The organism is Xanthobacter tagetidis (assembly GCF_003667445.1).
Classification (GTDB): Bacteria; Pseudomonadota; Alphaproteobacteria; order Rhizobiales; family Xanthobacteraceae; genus Xanthobacter; species Xanthobacter tagetidis.
In genome coordinates this window covers 470,916-487,148 of record NZ_RCTF01000001.1, presented here as the reverse complement: position 1 = coordinate 487,148, position 16,233 = coordinate 470,916, and the positions used below count along the sequence as shown (strand labels likewise).

14 protein-coding genes are annotated in these 16,233 nt (G+C 69.9%); 8 read left to right on the top strand and 6 right to left on the bottom strand.

The genetic code is table 11. From position 1 onward, the window contains the following. Nucleotides 1-444: 444 nt before the first annotated feature. Nucleotides 445-3,744 (bottom strand): maltose alpha-D-glucosyltransferase, encoded by a 3,300-nt coding sequence (treS, locus tag D9R14_RS02275; RefSeq protein WP_170168450.1) that lies wholly within the window; start codon nt 3,742-3,744, stop codon nt 445-447. A gap of 259 nt (nt 3,745-4,003) precedes the next feature. Here treS and D9R14_RS02270 point away from each other — a divergent pair, with 259 nt between their 5' ends. The 4 genes from D9R14_RS02270 (at nt 4,004) to D9R14_RS02255 (ending at nt 7,375) form a co-directional block, all read left to right on the top strand. Next, complete coding sequence (locus D9R14_RS02270) at nt 4,004-5,584, top strand: alpha-amylase family glycosyl hydrolase (RefSeq protein WP_121621652.1); 1,581 nt, start codon at nt 4,004-4,006, stop codon at nt 5,582-5,584. A gap of 86 nt (nt 5,585-5,670) precedes the next feature. Continuing rightward, entirely contained in the window at nt 5,671-6,030 is a 360-nt protein-coding gene (locus tag D9R14_RS02265; RefSeq protein WP_121621651.1) for a tRNA-binding protein, read from the top strand. A gap of 158 nt (nt 6,031-6,188) precedes the next feature. Continuing rightward, nucleotides 6,189-6,752 carry a TetR/AcrR family transcriptional regulator gene (locus D9R14_RS02260; RefSeq protein ID WP_121621650.1) on the top strand — a complete coding sequence of 188 codons (564 nt, stop codon included), beginning with the start codon at nt 6,189-6,191 and terminating at the stop codon, nt 6,750-6,752. Beyond that, entirely contained in the window at nt 6,749-7,375 is a 627-nt protein-coding gene (locus D9R14_RS02255; RefSeq protein WP_121621649.1) for a pyridoxamine 5'-phosphate oxidase family protein, read from the top strand. Before D9R14_RS02260 ends, D9R14_RS02255 begins: the two co-directional genes overlap by 4 nt. 7 nt (nt 7,376-7,382) lie before the next feature. Here D9R14_RS02255 and D9R14_RS02250 read toward each other — a convergent pair whose 3' ends face one another. The 3 genes from D9R14_RS02250 to D9R14_RS02240 form a co-directional block, all read right to left on the bottom strand. Beyond that, on the bottom strand, nt 7,383-8,771 hold the full coding sequence (locus tag D9R14_RS02250; RefSeq protein WP_394010078.1) for an ATP-binding protein: 1,389 nt from the start codon (nt 8,769-8,771) through the stop codon (nt 7,383-7,385). Next, on the bottom strand, nt 8,768-9,490 hold the full coding sequence (locus D9R14_RS02245; protein WP_121621647.1) for a response regulator: 723 nt from the start codon (nt 9,488-9,490) through the stop codon (nt 8,768-8,770). Before D9R14_RS02245 ends, D9R14_RS02250 begins: the two co-directional genes overlap by 4 nt. Nucleotides 9,491-9,556: 66 nt before the next feature. Then, nucleotides 9,557-10,099, bottom strand: a complete 543-nt coding sequence (locus D9R14_RS02240; RefSeq protein ID WP_121621646.1) for a MarR family winged helix-turn-helix transcriptional regulator — start codon at nt 10,097-10,099, stop codon at nt 9,557-9,559. A gap of 213 nt (nt 10,100-10,312) precedes the next feature. On the opposite strand from D9R14_RS02240, the gene D9R14_RS02235 reads away from it, so the two are divergent. Beyond that, nucleotides 10,313-11,200: a branched-chain amino acid aminotransferase gene (locus tag D9R14_RS02235; protein ID WP_394010206.1), complete on the top strand. Its 888-nt coding sequence runs from the start codon at nt 10,313-10,315 to the stop codon at nt 11,198-11,200. A 250-nt stretch (nt 11,201-11,450) separates the two neighbouring features. Here D9R14_RS02235 and guaB read toward each other — a convergent pair whose 3' ends face one another. After that, complete coding sequence (guaB, locus tag D9R14_RS02230) at nt 11,451-12,977, bottom strand: IMP dehydrogenase (protein WP_394010079.1); 1,527 nt, start codon at nt 12,975-12,977, stop codon at nt 11,451-11,453. A 186-nt stretch (nt 12,978-13,163) separates the two neighbouring features. Beyond that, nucleotides 13,164-13,607, bottom strand: coding sequence for a L,D-transpeptidase (locus D9R14_RS02225; RefSeq protein ID WP_121621644.1), 444 nt, complete (start codon nt 13,605-13,607; stop codon nt 13,164-13,166). Between the two features lie 183 nt (nt 13,608-13,790). Between D9R14_RS02225 and D9R14_RS02220 the strand changes: the two genes are divergently transcribed. From D9R14_RS02220 to D9R14_RS02210, 3 genes are all read left to right on the top strand, one after another. After that, nucleotides 13,791-14,360 carry an NnrU family protein gene (locus D9R14_RS02220; RefSeq protein WP_121621643.1) on the top strand — a complete coding sequence of 190 codons (570 nt, stop codon included), beginning with the start codon at nt 13,791-13,793 and terminating at the stop codon, nt 14,358-14,360. A gap of 70 nt (nt 14,361-14,430) precedes the next feature. After that, nucleotides 14,431-15,273: a 3-methyl-2-oxobutanoate hydroxymethyltransferase gene (gene panB / locus D9R14_RS02215; RefSeq protein ID WP_121621642.1), complete on the top strand. Its 843-nt coding sequence runs from the start codon at nt 14,431-14,433 to the stop codon at nt 15,271-15,273. A 1-nt stretch (nt 15,274) separates the two neighbouring features. After that, complete coding sequence (locus D9R14_RS02210; protein ID WP_170168449.1) at nt 15,275-16,111, top strand: penicillin-binding transpeptidase domain-containing protein; 837 nt, start codon at nt 15,275-15,277, stop codon at nt 16,109-16,111. The last annotated feature ends 122 nt before the right edge of the window (nt 16,112-16,233 follow it).

The window sequence follows — 16,233 nt, the reverse complement described above, 5'->3', positions numbered from 1 at the left end:
TGCGGCCACCACTCCTTCGGCCGCCGGCCCGAATTTCACATCTCCGGCGGCGCGAGTCTTCTCGTCGCGATGTGTTTCGAAGTCGCGATGTGTTCCTGCCTCATCGGCAAACCTGACGCCCACTCTCGCCTATCCCGTCCTTGACGCGCCCCCCGACGCGGCTGCTGTTCGTCTTGGAAACGATCCCCGCATCGCGCGGCCAGATGACGCTCCGAGTTTATCCTAGTCGCGATTGGTGGGGCCGAGAACTGGATTCTGACAATCCCTCCATGCGAAGAAAGAAGAACAGGTTACCCGGCAGATTTGCTATGGCGGGTTGATTCGGAGGTACTATCGCAGTGCATCCGGCGCGGGGGGAATACCTCCGTTTGCAGGGCGGCCGGGAGATGCAACCATCGTGCGCCTGCACCAATAGCGCGAGAGCGCCCGCTGAGACCGCCCCGCTCACGTTGGAGCGGGAGGCATCTCATGGTCCGTCTCGTCGCTGCGGCCGTCGGCGAGGCGCGAGGCGATGTCCAGGATGCGCCGTCCCAGCGCCGCTGCGGCGGCAGGCGCGGTGGGCGCCTCGTCCAGCACGTCGAGCAGCGCCCCGAGCAGCAGCAGATCGAGGAAAGGCCGGTCGAGCCGCCGCCCGGGCGCCGCCTCCAGGTAGCCCGCCAGCAGCGCGCGCTCGGCGCGGGCGCGGAACTGGTCCAGCAATTCCCGCAGCATGGCCGCGCCGAGGCCCGGAATGCCGTCTCCTTCGCCGGGCACGGAAGCGGCGACGCGCTCCAGCGAGGCGAGCAGCGAGGCGACATCCTGCCAGGGGCTGTCCGCGGGCAGGGCGCCGGCCGGCGCGGCCGCGACGATGTCGGCGCGGGCGCCCTGGAAGCCCACCAGCACCGCCTCCCCCGCCGCCACCAGGACGCGGTCGAGGCCGAACCGGCCGTGGACGGGGAACACCGGCGTTCCGAGCACGTCGGCGGCACGCTCGGCGATGCGGCCCGCCACCTCCGGACGGCGCGCGATGGCCGCCGCGCCGTCCGGCGTGCGGGCGAGCAGCTCGCCGGCGCGATCGGCCGCGCGCATGGCGCGCAGCGCCCACGCCTCCGCTTCCGCCTCCCCGGCGGCCGTGGCCGGCAGGCCCGAAGACGCCGGGTCGAGCATCCCATGGGCTTCGGCGAGCCGCCGGCCGATGCCGCGCAGGAACGGCGCCAGCCCCGATACCTCCTCGTCGAAGCGCCGCCGCCCCGCCTCGCCCGCTCCGGCCGCCTCGTCGAGCGCGCGGCGCAACTGGTTGGCGATGAACGAGAAGCCGTTGCCCTGGTGGCGCACCCGCCGGGAAATCAGCAGCACGGGGATCGCCGCGCCGCCCGGCTGGCGCCGCAGCACCGTTCCGAGCAGAGCGGGCATGTGGGGATAGCCCGCCTCGGTCAGCCGGCGCGCCATCTCTGCCTGGGCGCCGCGCGCCGGATCGGTGCGGCGGAACAGCCTCACCGCCACGTCGCCGGCGGCCGCCAGCGTGCCCGTGGGCTCGGCGATCTCGACGATCTCGGACGGTTCGTCCTGGCCCGGCGCGGCCTCGCCGAGGCCGGGGGTCGCCGAGAAGACGAGCGCGCTGCCGTCCGGCAGAGCGAGACTGCCGTTCTCGCTCACCGCCTGCACGACGCCATGGGCGAAGCGCTCCAGCGCCACGCCGTCGGTGAGGTAGCCGACGCGCCGTCCGTGGCGCACCCGCGCCAAGGCGAGCTGCGGGACCAGCGCCGGGGGCGCCTCGTCCTCCCAGACCACGGCGAGCGGCAGGAGGAAGCGCTCGGTGCGGCCGTCGCGCGTCGCCTCGATCTCGGTCAGCGCCACCGGACGGCGGGCGCTCGGCACCACCGCCACCCAGGCGATCCTCACCTGCGGCAGGGCCGCGGCCTGCACGCCCTGCGGCGCGCCGTCGAGCGGGAACCAGGAGCGGCGCGCCAGATAGGGCGGCAGGCACTCCTCCTCCAGCGTCGCCCGGTGCCGGTCGGAGAGCGCGTCCATCAGCCCGCCGCGCACCACCAGCGTGGCGAACTCCGGCAATTGCTCGCTGGCGCCGGCGCGCCAGTCGGGCTCGGCCGCCTCGGCGGAGAGGGCGAAGGCGTAGAAGCCGTAGGGCGGCAAAGTGAGCACATAGGGGCCGCGTCCGATCGGTGGCAGGGGCGTGCCGCCCATGAGGTCCACCGGCACCCGGCGGTCGAACTCGGACAGATCGAGCTCCACCGCCTGGAGCGTGCGCGAGAGGTTGGCGACGCACAGGATGCGCTCGTCGCCATGGGCGCGCACGAAGGCGAGGATGCGCCGGTTGGCGGGATACAGCGCATGGAACGTGCCGCGGCCGAAGGCGCGGTGCTGCTTGCGCACCGCCAGCACGCGCCGCATCCAGTTGAGCAGCGAGGAGGCGTCGCGCTGCTGCGCCTCCACGTTGAGCGCGGCAAAGCCGTAGAGCGGATCCTGGATCACCGGCAGCACCAGCTTTTCCGGGTCCGCCTTGGAGAAGCCGCCATTGCGGTCGGGCGACCACTGCATGGGGGTTCGCACCCCGTCGCGGTCGCCGAGATGGATGTTGTCGCCCATGCCGATCTCGTCGCCGTAATAGATCACCGGCGTTCCGGGCATGGTGAGCAGAAGCGCGTTCATCAGCTCGATGCGGCGCCGGTCGCGCTCCATCAGCGGGGCGAGGCGGCGGCGGATGCCGAGATTGATGCGCGCGCGCCGCTCCGCCGCATAGACGTTCCACAGATAGTCGCGCTCGGCGTCGGTGACCGTCTCCAGCGTCAATTCGTCGTGGTTGCGCAGGAAGATGGCCCACTGGCAGGTGCCCGGGATCTCCGGCGTCTGGCGCAGGATGTCGGTGATCGGGAAGCGGTCCTCCTTGGCAATCGCCATGTACATGCGCGGCATCAGCGGGAAGTGGAACGCCATGTGGCATTCGTCGGCGTCGGCGCCGAAATACTGCTGCGTGTCCTCGGGCCACATGTTCGCCTCGGCGAGCAGCATGCGGCCCTGATAGTGCGCGTCGAGATGGGCGCGGATCTTCCTCAGGATGGCGTGGGTCTCGGGCAGGCTGGCGCAGTCCGTGCCCTCGCGCTCCACGAGGTAGGGCACCGCGTCGAGCCGCAGTCCGTCGACGCCCATATCGAGCCAGAAGCGCATGACGGAGAGCACGCGCTCCAGCACCTCCGGATTGTCGAAATTGAGATCCGGCTGGTGGGAATAGAAGCGGTGCCAGTAGTACTGGCCGGCCACCTCGTCATAGGTCCAGTTGGATTTCTCCACGTCGCAGAAGACGATGGGAACGCCGGGATAGCCGGCGTCGTTGTCGGACCAGACATAGAAGTCGCGCTCGGGGCTGCCCTTCGGCGCCCGGCGCGCGGCCTGGAACCAGGGATGCTGATCGCTCGTATGGTTGATGACCAGCTCGGTGATGACGCGCAGGCCGCGGGCATGGCACTCGGCGATGAAGCGGCGGGCCTCGTCCATGGTGCCGTAGTCGGGCGAGACGCCCTCATAGAGCGATATGTCGTACCCGTCGTCGCGCCGGGGCGAAGGGTAGAAGGGCAGCAGCCAGACCGCGGTGGCGCCGAGCGCCTCGATATAGTCGAGGTGCGAGATCAGCCCCTTGAAGTCGCCGATGCCGTCGTCGTTGGCATCGAAGAACGACTTCACGTGCAGCTGGTAGATGATCGCGTCCTTGTACCAGAGCGGGTCGTCGCCGGCGGTGATGGGATCAGCCATGAGCGCGCTCCTGTGAGATGTGTCCGGCGGGGGAGCGCATTGCGCAGGGCGGGAGTGGCGCTGAACGGAAAGGCGGGCAGGGGGACGGGGCTGGCAAGATCGGGCAGCTCCTTGGCGGGACGGTCGAAAGGACGGCCGCGGACAGCCGGCCAGCGTTGCGGACGCCGGCTACTGCCGAGCCAACGCTCGCGCGGCGGCAAGGTTCCCGCCATTGCGGGCGAATGCCCATGATGGTGTGAAAAGAGTCGGGGAGAGGCCCATGTGGTGGCGGGACGGCGTCATTTACCAGATCTACCCGCGTTCCTTTCAGGACGCGAACGGCGATGGCGTGGGCGACCTTGCCGGCATCACAAGCCGGCTGCCCTATCTCGCCGACATCGGTGTCGCGGCGATCTGGATCTCGCCCATCTATCCCTCGCCCATGGCCGACTTCGGCTATGACGTCGCCGATCATGCCGCGGTCGATCCCCTGTTCGGCACGCTCGCCGATTTCGACGCGCTCGTGACGGCGGCGCACGACCTCGGCCTCAAGGTGATCCTGGATTTCGTGCCGAACCACACCTCGGAGCGGCATCCCTGGTTCCTGGAGGCGCTCAACTCGCCGCAGAGCAGCACGCGCGACTGGTACATCTTCCGCGACCCGGCGCCGGACGGCGGGCCGCCCAACAACTGGCTCTCCGAGTTCGGCGGCAGCGCCTGGGCGCGCGATCCGGTGAGCGGGCAATATTATTACCACGCCTTCCTGCCGGAGCAGCCGGACCTCAACTGGCGTAATCCCGCGGTGGTGGGGGCGATGCACGACGTGATGCGCTTCTGGTTCAAGCGCGGCGTGGACGGCCTGCGGATCGATGCGCTGCTGCACGTGATGAAGGACGCGGCCTTCCCCGACAACCCGCCGGATCCCGACTTCCGGGAGGGCATGAACCCCTATCGCCGCCTGTTGCCGCTTTACAGCTGCGACACGGCGGAGGTCCATGGGGTGATCGCCGGCATGCGCCGCGTGGCCGAGGAGTTCCCCGACCGTCTGCTGATCGGCGAGGCCTATCTGCCGTTCGACCGGCTGGCTGCCTATTACGGCAGGGAGGGAGGCGGGGTCCACCTGCCGTTCAACTTCGCCCTGATCCAGGCGCCGTGGACCGCGCGCGCGCTCGACGACCTGATCGCCCGCTACGAGGCGAGCCTGCCGGAAGGGGCCTGGCCAAACTGGGTGCTCTCCAACCACGACCGGCCGCGCATCGCCGGCCGGGTGGGGCCCGACCAGGCGCGGGTTGCCGCCATGCTGCTGCTGACGCTGCGCGGGACCCCGACGCTCTATTACGGCGACGAGATCGGCATGGCGCAGGTGGAGGTGCCGCCCGAGCGGGTGATGGACCCATGGGAAAAGCGCGTGCCGGGCCTCGGCCTCGGCCGCGACGGCGCACGCACCCCCATGCAGTGGGACGGCGGCCCGTTTGCGGGCTTCTCGACCGTGGAGCCGTGGCTTCCGCTGGCGGACGACTTCACCGAGGTGAACGTTCAGGTGGAAAAGGCCGGACCGTTCTCGATGCTCACGCTCACGCGGTCGCTGCTGGCGCTGCGCCGGTCGCGGGCGGCGCTGGCGCGCGGCTCCTACCGCAGTCTGGGCGCGCAGGGCGGGCTGCTCGCTTACCTGCGCGAGACCGAGGGCGAGCGGCTCCTGGTGGCGCTCAATCTCGGCGGCGATCCGCTCGCGCTCGCGCTGCCGGACGGCGGGCCGAAGGGCGAGGTGCTGCTCTCCACCTTCTGCGACCGGGAAGGGGAGGCGGTGAACGGCGCCCTGGCGCTGCGGGCCAATGAGGGGGTGGTGGTGGCGCTGGGGTGAGGGGGCCGAGCGCGATTGAAGAAGAGCCACCCTTGACCCGGCTGCCGTGCGACGCCTTAGTCGCCCCCTCAATCCGGGAGGCGAGCATGGCGGGCGAGGACACGGCGAGCGGGACCATCTCCTTCGACGACTTCATGAAGGTGGACATCCGAGTCGGCACCATCGTCGCCGCCGAGCCGTTTCCCGAGGCGCGCAAGCCGGCCTTCAAGCTCACCATCGACTTCGGACCCGAGATCGGCACCAGGCGCTCGTCGGCCCAGATCACCGTGCACTACACGCCGGAGCAGCTGGTCGGCCGGCAGGTGGCGGCGGTGGTGAACTTCCCGCCGCGCCAGATCGGCCCCGTCATGTCGCAGGTGCTCACCCTGGGCTTTCCGGACGAGAACGGCGCCGTGGTGCTAGTCTCGCCCTCCGTGAAAGTGCCGGACGGCGGCCGGCTGTTCTGAGCCGCCGGCGGCGCCGGTCCGGGACGCCGCCAGACCCTGCTTTCCAGACCCTGCTTTTTCGCATGGGCGCCCCGATGCCGCAGCACCGCTCCGCGCTTGCCAGGGGGTGGAAATGATGTCACAAAATTCCGGAACGAACGTTCGGAAAATATGTGACCATGGCGCGGCCCCAGACCACCGATGATGCGGCCCTCCTGACGCGGCTCGCCGAAGTGTTCCGGCGGACCGGCTTTTCCGGTGCATCGCTGGAGCGCCTCGCGCAGGAGGCCGGGCTCAGGAAAGCGAGCCTCTATCACCGCTTTCCCGGCGGCAAGCAGCAGATGGCGGAGCAGGTGCTCGACAGCTCGCGCGACGCTTTTCGCGCGCAGGTCCTGGCCCCGCTTGATGCGCCGGGCGCGCCGCGCGCGCGACTCGACGCGGCGCTCGCGGGGCTCGATGCCTTTTATGCCGGCGGCCAGCGGGCGTGCCTCCTCAACATGCTGGCGCCGCAGGGGCGGGAGGACGGACCCTTCGCCGAGCGCATCAAGGGGTCGCTGGAGCGCACCGTCGCCGCGTTCGCCGCGCTCGCCGCCGAGGCCGGCCACCCGCCCGACGCGGCGCGCCGCCGCGCCGTCCGCGCCGTGATGATGATCCAGGGCAGCCTGGTGATGGCCCGCGCGCTCGGTTCTCACACGCCATTTCGCCAGATGCTGGACGACCTGCCGCAGGAGCTTCTCGGATGACCGCTCGCTTCCTGGAAACCGTCTTCACCCCCGCCGTGCTGGCCGCGCAGGCGGCCAATGGCAGCCGCGAGGCTTTCACGCACCGGCTCGGGGCGGACGGTCCCGACCGCATCGGCGAGCCGGAAGCCGCCTTCATCGGCGCGCGGGACAGCTTCTATCTCGCCAGCGTCACCGAGACCGGCTGGCCCTACATGCAGCATCGCGGCGGACCGCCGGGCTTCGTGAAGATCCTCGACCCGGCGACCATCGGCTTCGCCGATTTCCGCGGCAACCGGCAGTATATCAGCCTCGGCAATGCCAGCGCCGACGACCGCGTCGCGCTGTTCTTCATGGACTATGCGCGCCGCGCCCGCCTGAAGCTGCTCGGGCGGATGCGCGCGGTGGACGCAGGCTCAGACCCGGACTTCGTGGCGTTGCTGAGCGACGCCGGCTACAAGGCGCGCGTGGAGCGGGCCTTCGTCATCTCGGTGGAGGCGTTCGAGTGGAACTGCTCGCAGCACATCACGCCGCGCTTCACCGCGGCCGATCTCGCGCCCTCCGTCCACGCCATGCGCGCCCGCATCGCCGAGCTGGAGGCGGCGCTGGCGGAGCGGGACGCGGCGGCCGGCGGTCCGGCGGGATGACGCGCCATCAGACCGGCAGGCGCAGGGTGGCCCTGAGCCCGCCCATGGGGCTGTCGGCGAGCACCACGTCGCCGCCGTGGGCGCGGGCGATGTCGCGGGCGATGGACAGGCCGAGGCCGGTGCCGGAGGCGTCCTGGTTGCGCGCGTCGTCGAGGCGCAGGAAGGGGCGGAACACCTCTTCGCGCTTCTCCTCGGGAATGCCCGGCCCGTCGTCGTCGATGCTGACGATGAGATAGCGCGCGTCGCGCGTGCCGGTGATCTCCAGCGTCTTCGCGTAGCGCACCGCATTGCCGACGAGGTTGCCGATGCAGCGCTTGAGCTGCTCGGCCTTCACCTCCACCAGCGGCGGCCCCATGAAGCTCGCGCGCGCCACCGCGCCGTCGCGCTCGGCATTGAGGCGCAGGTCCTCGATGAGCTGGCTCATGTCGGTGAGCTGGGCCTGCTCGCCGGGATCGCCGCGGGCGAAGGCGAGATAGGCCTCAAGCATGCCCTGCAGTTCGTCCACGTCCTTCTTCAGCGCCTCCACCTCCGGCCCCTCGGGCAGGAAGGCGAGTTCCAGCTTGAAGCGGGTGAGGATGGTGCGCATGTCGTGCGACACGCCCGCCAGCATGGTGGTGCGCTGCTCGATCTGCCGCTCGATGCGCCGCTTCATCTCCAGGAAGGCGATCGCCGCCCGGCGCACCTCGCGCGCCCCCCAGGGGCGGAAATTCTCCACGTCCCGCCCCTTGCCGAATGCCTCGGCCGCGTCGGCGAGGTTCTCGATCGGGCGGATCTGGTTGCGCAGGAACAGGATGGCGACGGTGAGCAGCACCAGCGAGGTGCCCACCATCCACAACAGGAAGATGTGCGAGTTGGAGGCGTAGGCCGCGCTGCGCGGGGCGAAGATGCGCAGCACCGCGTCGTCCATCTGGATGCGCACGTCGATGAGGTCGGAGCGGCCCACGGTGTCGATCCAGAACGGCTGGCTGACGCGCTTGCCGATCTCGCGCGAGAGCGCGCTGTCGAGGATCGAGAAGAACGGCTTCGGTCCCTGCGGCGGCAGCGGGTCGGGCGGCAGCACCTCGACATTGAGCAGCAGGTTGCGCCAGGCGATGCGGCGCAGGATCGCGTGGTCCTTGTCCGGCGGCAGGACCTTGTAGAGCGCCACCACGGCCGAGATGTCCTGGCTCACGGAGGCCGAGAGCCGCCGCGTCACGGTGTTGTAGTGGCGCTCCATGAACACGAAGGCGACCACGGACTGGAGGATCACCATGGGCGTGACGATGATGAGCAGCGACCTCGGATAGAGCCCCTTCGGCATCACGCGGTTGAGCCACGCGGAGAATTTCGCGTTGGCCTCCCCCAGCCGGACGCCGAGGCTTCTGAGGGCCCCCAGCCCCGTGTCGGTCGTGCTCAAGGGGTCACCACCAGCCGGTAGCCGATGCCGCGCACGGTCTGCAGGTGCGCGGGATTGGCGGGATCGCGCTCGATCTTGCGCCTGAGGCGGTTCACCTGCACGTCCACGGCGCGCTCGGAGATGGCGCCGCCGCCCGCCAGCGCGAGGCGCGGCACGGTCTCGCCCGGCTCGGTGGCGAGCGTGCGCAGCATGTCGCGCTCGCGCTCGGTGATGCGCACCACCTCGCCGGCGCGGGTCAGCTCGCCGCGGTCCAGATGGAACGTGAAGTCGCCGAACTTCACGCTTTCGATCGCCTTCTGGGGCGGCGGGGCGGCGCGCTTCAGGATCGAGCCGATGCGCAGCAGCAATTCGCGCGGCTCGAACGGCTTGCCGAGATAGTCGTCGACGCCCGCTTCCAGACCGTTGATGCGGTCGGCGATCTCGGACCGGGCGGTGAGCATGAGGATCGGTACGGCGGAGGTGGTGCGCAGGGAGCGGGCGAGGTCGATGCCGCTCTCGCCGGGCATCATCACGTCGAGCACCAGAAGGTCGAAGGCGAGCCCGTCAAGCCGCGCGCGCGCCTCGGCGGCGGAGGCGGCGGTGGTGACGCGGTATCCGTTCTCGCTCAGGAACCGCATCAGCAGGGTGCGGATGCGGCTGTCGTCGTCCACCACCAGAAGATGGGGCGCGTCGTCCGGCAGGCGCGCCTGGGCGGAGGGTGCGGTGGCGGTCTCGGACATCGAATGCTCCCGGCGCCCGCGCCGCGCGCGGGGCTCTCGTGGTCTGTGGCGCGCGGGCGGCGGGTCTCAGGCGCGCCGCGCCTTGTCGGCGCGCTGGATCAGCCGCTCGACCGCGGCGCGATCATCGGGGTTGATCATGGCGAGAAGGAAGCGGTAGGCCCCCTCGCGGCCGTTCGGCCCGCAGGCGTCGAGCGCGCGCGAGATGCGCCGGCCCTGGATCTCGGTGAACTGGCGCGCCAGCGTCTCGCCCTTGGGGGTGGGGAACAGCAGCCGCTGGCGGCGGTCCGAGGCCCCCGCGCGGCTCTCCACGAAACCCTCGTCCACCAGCTCGCGGAGCACCCGGCCGAGGCTCTGCTTGGTGATGCGCAGGATGTCGAGCAGGTCCGTGACACGCATGCCGGGGTGCCGGTTCACGAAATGGATGACCCGGTGGTGCGCGCGGCCGAAGCCGATGGGCGCGAGAATCTCGTCGGGATCGCCCACGAAATCCCGGTATGCGAAGAAGAAGAGCTCGATCAGATCCACCAGCGGCGCGTCTTCGCCGCGCTCGGCCGGGGCGGCGCGCTCGGCTTGGGCGGGAGGGGCGGCGAGAATGTTTATGTCAGCCATGTTGACTTTTTTCGGTGTGATCGTTACGCAGGAACTCTGTTTCGCGAAATGATCGGTCGCCGACGATATCGCAGACGTTCGATCCTTTCGCGGTGTTGCCAGCTTCCTTAGCGGGCGTAAAGATATCTTCATGTGGCACCGCTGCAAAGCAAATGCGGGCCCGTGGGGAGGCGGCGGGCATTTGCGCGCCGAGGAGGAGTTTTCATCATGAGCGTGGCGTCTGTCCCCTTCGATCAACGTGACGGCTTCATCTGGTACGACGGGGCCCTGGTGCCCTGGCGCGATGCCAAGCTGCACGTGCTCTCCCACGGCCTGCACTATGCGAGCTGCGTGTTCGAGGGCGAGCGCGCCTATGGCGGGGAGATCTTCAAGTCCTCGGAGCATTCCGAGCGCCTGCGCCTGTCGGCGGAGATGCTGGACTTCACCATCCCCTACACCATCTCCGAGATCGACGCCGCCAAGCGCCTGACGCTGGAGAAGAACAACCTGACCAACGCCTATGTCCGCCCGGTGGCGTGGCGCGGCAGCGAGATGATGGGCGTCTCGGCGCAGAACAACAAAATCCACCTCGCCGTTGGCGTGTGGGAGTGGCCGAGCTATTTCGACCCCGAGCAGCGCCTGAAGGGCCTGAGGCTCGATCTGTCGGAGTGGCGCCGGCCCGACCCGGCCACCATTCCCTGCCGCGCCAAGGCGGCGGGCCTCTACATGATCTGCACCATCTCCAAGCACCGGGCCGAGCGGCGCGGCTATGCCGACGCGATGATGCTGGACTATCGCGGCCTGGTCGCCGAGTGCACCGGTGCCAACCTGTTCTTCGTCAAGGACGGCGTGATCCACACCCCGACCCCGGACTGCTTCCTGGACGGCATCACCCGCCGCACGGTGATCGACCTCGCGCGCCGGCACGGCATCGAGGTGGTGGAGCGCCACATCAAGCCGGAGGAGCTGTCCGACTTCTCGGAATGCTTCATCACCGGCACCGCCGCCGAGGTGACGCCGGTCGGCTCCATCGCCGACTGGACCTTCACCCCCACGGGCATCACCCACCAGCTCATGGACGCCTATTCGGCGGAAGTGCAGCCCAAGAAACAGGCCGCGTGAGCGGACTGTTTCAAGAGGCAACGGCTCAACAGGCCGCGTGAGCGGGCTGTTTCAAGAGGCGAGGGTTCAACAGGCCGCGCAAGCGGCCTGTTTCATGTGAGGCGCGGACAGGCCGCATGGGCGGCGGACCGCCTCACCCTCCCACGCCACCCTCCCACCTAACCCACCCGGGCCATCGGCGGCACGATCCGCCGGCCTTGTGCTCGGCGGGGGAGCGATGCGGGGCGCGACGGCCTGGCCGGCCGCAGCCTCACACCGAGGTGGGATAGTTCGGGCTCTCGCGGGTGATGATGACGTCGTGCACGTGGCTCTCGCGCAGGCCGGCGGAGGAGATGCGCACGAACTCCGCCTTCTCCCGGAACTCCTTGAGCGTGCTGCCGCCCACATAGCCCATGGCCGCCCTGAGGCCGCCGGCGAGCTGGTGCAGCACCGCGCCGACCGGGCCCTTGTAGGCCACCTGGCCCTCGATGCCCTCGGGCACCAGCTTCAGCGTGTCGCGCACCTCGGCCTGGAAGTAGCGGTCGGCCGAGCCGCGCGCCATGGCACCCACCGAGCCCATGCCGCGATAGGCCTTGTAGGACCGGCCCTGGTAGAGGAACACCTCGCCCGGGCTCTCGTCCGTGCCGGCGAGCAGCGAGCCCACCATGGCGGCCGAGGCGCCGGCCGCCAGCGCCTTGGCGAGGTCGCCGGAATACTTGATGCCGCCGTCGGCGATCACCGGCGTGCCGGTGGCCGCCGCCGCCTCCACCGCGTCGAGCACGGCGGTGAGCTGGGGCACGCCCACGCCCGCGACGATGCGGGTGGTGCAGATGGAGCCGGGGCCGATGCCCACCTTCACCGCGTCCGCGCCGGCGTCGATCAGCGCCTTGGCGCCGTCCACGGTGGCGATGTTGCCGGCGAGGATCTGGGTCTTGTTGGACAGGCGCTTGATGCGCTCCACCTGGTCCAGCACCTTGCGGGAATGGCCGTGGGCGGTATCCACCACCACGAGGTCGACGCCGGCGTCGATCAGCCGCTCGGTGCGCTCGTAGCCGTCCTCGCCCACCGTGGTGGCGGCGGCGACCCGCAGCCGGCCCTGCTCGTCCTTGGCGGCGTCGGGATAGGTGACCGCCTTCTCGATGTCCTTCACGGTGATGAGGCCGACGCAGCGGTCATCCGAGTCCACCACCAGCAGCTTCTCGATGCGGAACTGGTGGAGCAGGCGCTTGGCCTCCTCCTGGTTCACCTGGCCCTCGCGCACGGTGATGAGCCGGTCCTTGGTCATCAGCTCGGAGATCGTCTGCGAGGGGTCGGTGGCGAAGCGCACGTCGCGGTTGGTGAGGATGCCCACGAGGCGCCCGGCGCGCCCGCCGGAACCGCGCTCCACCACCGGAATGCCGGAGATGGAATAGTGCTTCATCAGCGTCAGCGCGTGCGCCAGGGTCTCGTCGGGATGGATGGTGACGGGGTTCACCACCATGCCTGATTCGTACTTCTTCACCTGCTTGACGTGCTCGGCCTGCACCTCGGGGGAGAGGTTGCGGTGGATCACGCCGATGCCGCCGGCCTGGGCCATGGCGATGGCGAGGCGCGATTCGGTCACCGTGTCCATGGCGGCGGACAGGATCGGCAGGTTGAGGCTGATGGACTTGGTGAGCTGGGTGGCGACGCTCACCTGTCCCGGCATCACTTCGGAGGCGCCGGGCTTCAGCAGCACGTCGTCGAAGGTGAGCGCCTCGCGGAACATCGAGCGCGCGGGAACGACGAGGCCGTTGCCGGATGAGGTGGGGGCGGACATTGCCAACTCCTGGTGGCGGAACGCGGGCGCTCCGGGCGTCGTGGGATCGGAACGGATCGCCGCAACGCAGCCCGCTTCGAGTTGGCAGTGGCCGATACCATGAGTAGACGACGAATAGAAGACCCGGCTTTGGCGATACCACCGCCGGGCGGCCATGCGGCCGCCGCATGGCCGCCCGCGCCCGCCTCAGTAGGTGATGAGGATGACGGTGTCGCCGGGGCCGTGCGCCTGCACCAGCGCGTAGAGCGTCGCCGCATTGCCGGGGTGCAGGCGGATGCAGCCGTGGGAGGCGGGCGAGCCCAATTGGCTGATGGCGGTGCTGCCGTGGATCGCATAGCCGCCACGGAAGAAGATCGAGTAGGGCATCGGCGAATTGTAGTATTTGCGCGAGAAGTACGAGCGGTACATGCGCTGCGGCCGGTAGGTGCCGGTGGGGGTCACATAGCCCCGCCGCGCTGTGGAGACCGGCCAGGAATAAGACGGGACGCCGTTCACCGTCACCGTCATGCGCTGCGACGAGAGGTCGACGCGCGCCACCACCGCCGCCTCGGCCGCGCCCGCAACGCCCGACACGGCCAGCGCGACGGCGGCGCGGCGGATGAGGCGAAGTAAAGAAGCTCCGTGTCCCATGTGTTCCCCCTCCCCCTCACCCAGAAATACTAAGCAAGGCCGGGCAAGCGCAACCTTTGCGTTTTGCCGGTGGCGATGCGAGCAAAGCGGGCGCCGGCGCCCGGCCCGGCCTGAGCGTGGCCGCGCTTGACTTCCCGGCCGAAACGCGCGCTTTCGGGCGGAACGCGGAAGGGAGATCAATCCATGGTGATGATGCTGCTCGGTCTCGCTTTGTTCGTCGCCACGCACGTGGTGACGAGCTTGAGGGGCCTGAGGTCGGACCTCATCGCCCGGCTGGGGGAGGGGGCCTACAAGGGCTTCTATTCGCTCCTGGCCGCCTCGGGCCTGCTGCTCACGGCCTACGGCTACGAGCTGTGGCGCGCCGCCGGCCCGGCCCTGATCTGGAATCCGCCCCATGCGATGCGGCATCTCGCCATGCTGCTGCTGCTCCTCGCCGCCATCGCCGCGGTGGCGGCCTACGTGCCGAGCCACATCCGCGCCGTGCTCAAGCACCCGCTGCTGGTGGCGGTGAAGACCTGGGCGCTGGCGCACCTGCTGGTGAACGGCGATGCCGCCTCCATGGTGCTGTTCGGCGTCATCCTCGCCTGGGCGGTCTATGACCGCATCGCGCTGAAGAAGCGCGGCGCGCCGCTGCCCGTGGCGCCCAAGGGGTGGGGCGGCGACGCGCTGGCGCTCGGCTTGGGGCTGGTGCTCTTCCTCGCTCTCGCCTACCTATTTCATCCGTACATTATCGGCGTGCCCGTGATGGGCTAGCCGTCGGCGCCCGACAAGAAGGCGCAACACCAGCCAGGGGGCTCGCAACGCCCACGAGACGAGGAAGCCCATGTCCAGCCAGGCCGAAGCCCGCCGCATCACGGCGCCCCAGATCCAGGCCCGCAAGGGAGGCGATCCCATCGTCGCCCTCACCTCCTACCACGCCCATACCGCGCGCCTGCTCGACAATCACGTGGACGTGATCCTTGTGGGCGACAGCCTCGGGATGGTCATGCACGGTTTGGAGACCACGGTTCCGGTCACGGTGGACATGATGATCGTGCACGGCCGCGCGGTGATGCGCGGCACGAAGCGTGCGCTGGTGGTCGTCGACCTGCCGTTCGGCAGCTACGAGGCGAGCCCCACCGAGGCGTTCCATACCGCCGCCCGCATCCTCAAGGAGACCGGCGCCGGCGCCGTGAAGCTGGAGGGCGGCCGCCGCATGGCCGACACCGTCCGCTTCCTGGTGGATCGCGGCGTGCCGGTGATGGGCCATGTGGGCCTCACGCCCCAGGCCATCAACACGCTCGGCTCGTTCAAGGCACGCGGACGCGACGACGCCGAGGCCTCGCTCATCCTCGACGACGGCCGCGCCATCGCCGAGGCGGGCGCCTTCTCCCTCGTGGTGGAGGCGATCGCCGAACCGGTGGCCCGCCGCATCACCGCGGAAGTCGGCTGCCCCACCATCGGCATCGGCGGCTCGCCCGCCTGCGACGGCCAGATCCTGGTGCTGGAGGACATGCTCGGCCTCGGCGAGCGGGTGCCGAAGTTCGTCAAGAAGTACGCCAATCTCGGCCCCGACATCGAGAAGGCCGTGGCGACCTACGCGCAGGAGGTGCGCGAGCGCGCCTTCCCGGGTCCGGAGCATGTCTACGGCCCGCGGCTGGTCCAGAAGCCCGCCAAGGCCTCCTGAGGTGGCGTGCGGTAACCGGGGGCGCCGCGGCGCCCCCGCAGCGGCGTGCGCCCTCGTCCTGTCGCTCCTGCTGCTCGGCGTCATGCCGGCGCGGGCGGCGGAGGAATGCTTCCTCGTCACCGATCTCGATACCGGCCGGGTGCTGGCGAAGCAGGGCCTGTGCGCGACCCGCCATTCGCCCGCCTCCACCTTCAAGATCCCGCTCGCCCTCATGGGCTTCGACGCCGGCTTGCTGAAGAGCGCCACCCAGCCGGTGCTCGAACCGCCGCCGGACGCCGACACCTCCCGCGAGGTCACGCGCGGGCCGCAGACGCCGCAGAGCTGGATGCGCAATTCCGTGGTCTGGTATTCGCAGGTGCTGACCCGCGAACTGGGGCCGGAGCGCATCCGGGCGTATCTGGAACGCTTCGTCTACGGCACGCTGAACATCTCCGGCACGCCGGGCCGGGCGGAGCCGATCACCCATTTCTGGCTGTCGTCCTCGCTGCGCATCTCGCCGCGCGAGCAGGTGGACTTCCTGCGCCGCATGCTGAAGGGCGAACTGAAGGTCTCGGAGAAGGCCGTCACCGAGACCATGGCCCTGCTGGCGCAACAGGAACAGCCGGCCGGCTGGCAGCTGTTCGGCAAGACCGGCACGGGCTTCTCGCCCGGAGGGGACGGTCTGCCCGATCCCCACCGGCCGCTCGGCTGGTTCGTCGGCTTCGCCCAGAAAAGCGGGCGCACCGCGGTGTTCGCGCGCTTCATCTCGCTCGACCAGAAGAGCGAGGAGGGCCTCGGCCTCATGGCGCGCCGCCAGGCACTGGGCGCGCTCGCGGCGGTTCTCGCCGCGCAGAACTAGGAGCACGAGCGGGGCGCGTGACCCCGCAGGCCGGACGACGAGGAAACGCCACAACAAGAACAATGAGGGAGGCGGCCATGAGCGAAGAAGCCGTCGCAGAACAAAAAAGGGCCGGGCCACCC

What these genes read in the sequence shown, in the direction of transcription:
- treS (WP_170168450.1), bottom strand. Translation starts at nt 3,744, where the DNA reads ATGGCTGATCCCATCACCGCCGGCGACGACCCGCTCTGGTACAAGGAC.
- D9R14_RS02270 (WP_121621652.1), top strand. Translation starts at nt 4,004, where the DNA reads ATGTGGTGGCGGGACGGCGTCATTTACCAGATCTACCCGCGTTCCTTT.
- D9R14_RS02265 (WP_121621651.1), top strand. Translation starts at nt 5,671, where the DNA reads ATGGCGGGCGAGGACACGGCGAGCGGGACCATCTCCTTCGACGACTTC.
- D9R14_RS02260 (WP_121621650.1), top strand. Translation starts at nt 6,189, where the DNA reads ATGGCGCGGCCCCAGACCACCGATGATGCGGCCCTCCTGACGCGGCTC.
- D9R14_RS02255 (WP_121621649.1), top strand. Translation starts at nt 6,749, where the DNA reads ATGACCGCTCGCTTCCTGGAAACCGTCTTCACCCCCGCCGTGCTGGCC.
- D9R14_RS02245 (WP_121621647.1), bottom strand. Translation starts at nt 9,490, where the DNA reads ATGTCCGAGACCGCCACCGCACCCTCCGCCCAGGCGCGCCTGCCGGAC.
- D9R14_RS02240 (WP_121621646.1), bottom strand. Translation starts at nt 10,099, where the DNA reads ATGGCTGACATAAACATTCTCGCCGCCCCTCCCGCCCAAGCCGAGCGC.
- guaB (WP_394010079.1), bottom strand. Translation starts at nt 12,977, where the DNA reads ATGTCCGCCCCCACCTCATCCGGCAACGGCCTCGTCGTTCCCGCGCGC.
- D9R14_RS02225 (WP_121621644.1), bottom strand. Translation starts at nt 13,607, where the DNA reads ATGGGACACGGAGCTTCTTTACTTCGCCTCATCCGCCGCGCCGCCGTC.
- D9R14_RS02220 (WP_121621643.1), top strand. Translation starts at nt 13,791, where the DNA reads ATGGTGATGATGCTGCTCGGTCTCGCTTTGTTCGTCGCCACGCACGTG.
- panB (WP_121621642.1), top strand. Translation starts at nt 14,431, where the DNA reads ATGTCCAGCCAGGCCGAAGCCCGCCGCATCACGGCGCCCCAGATCCAG.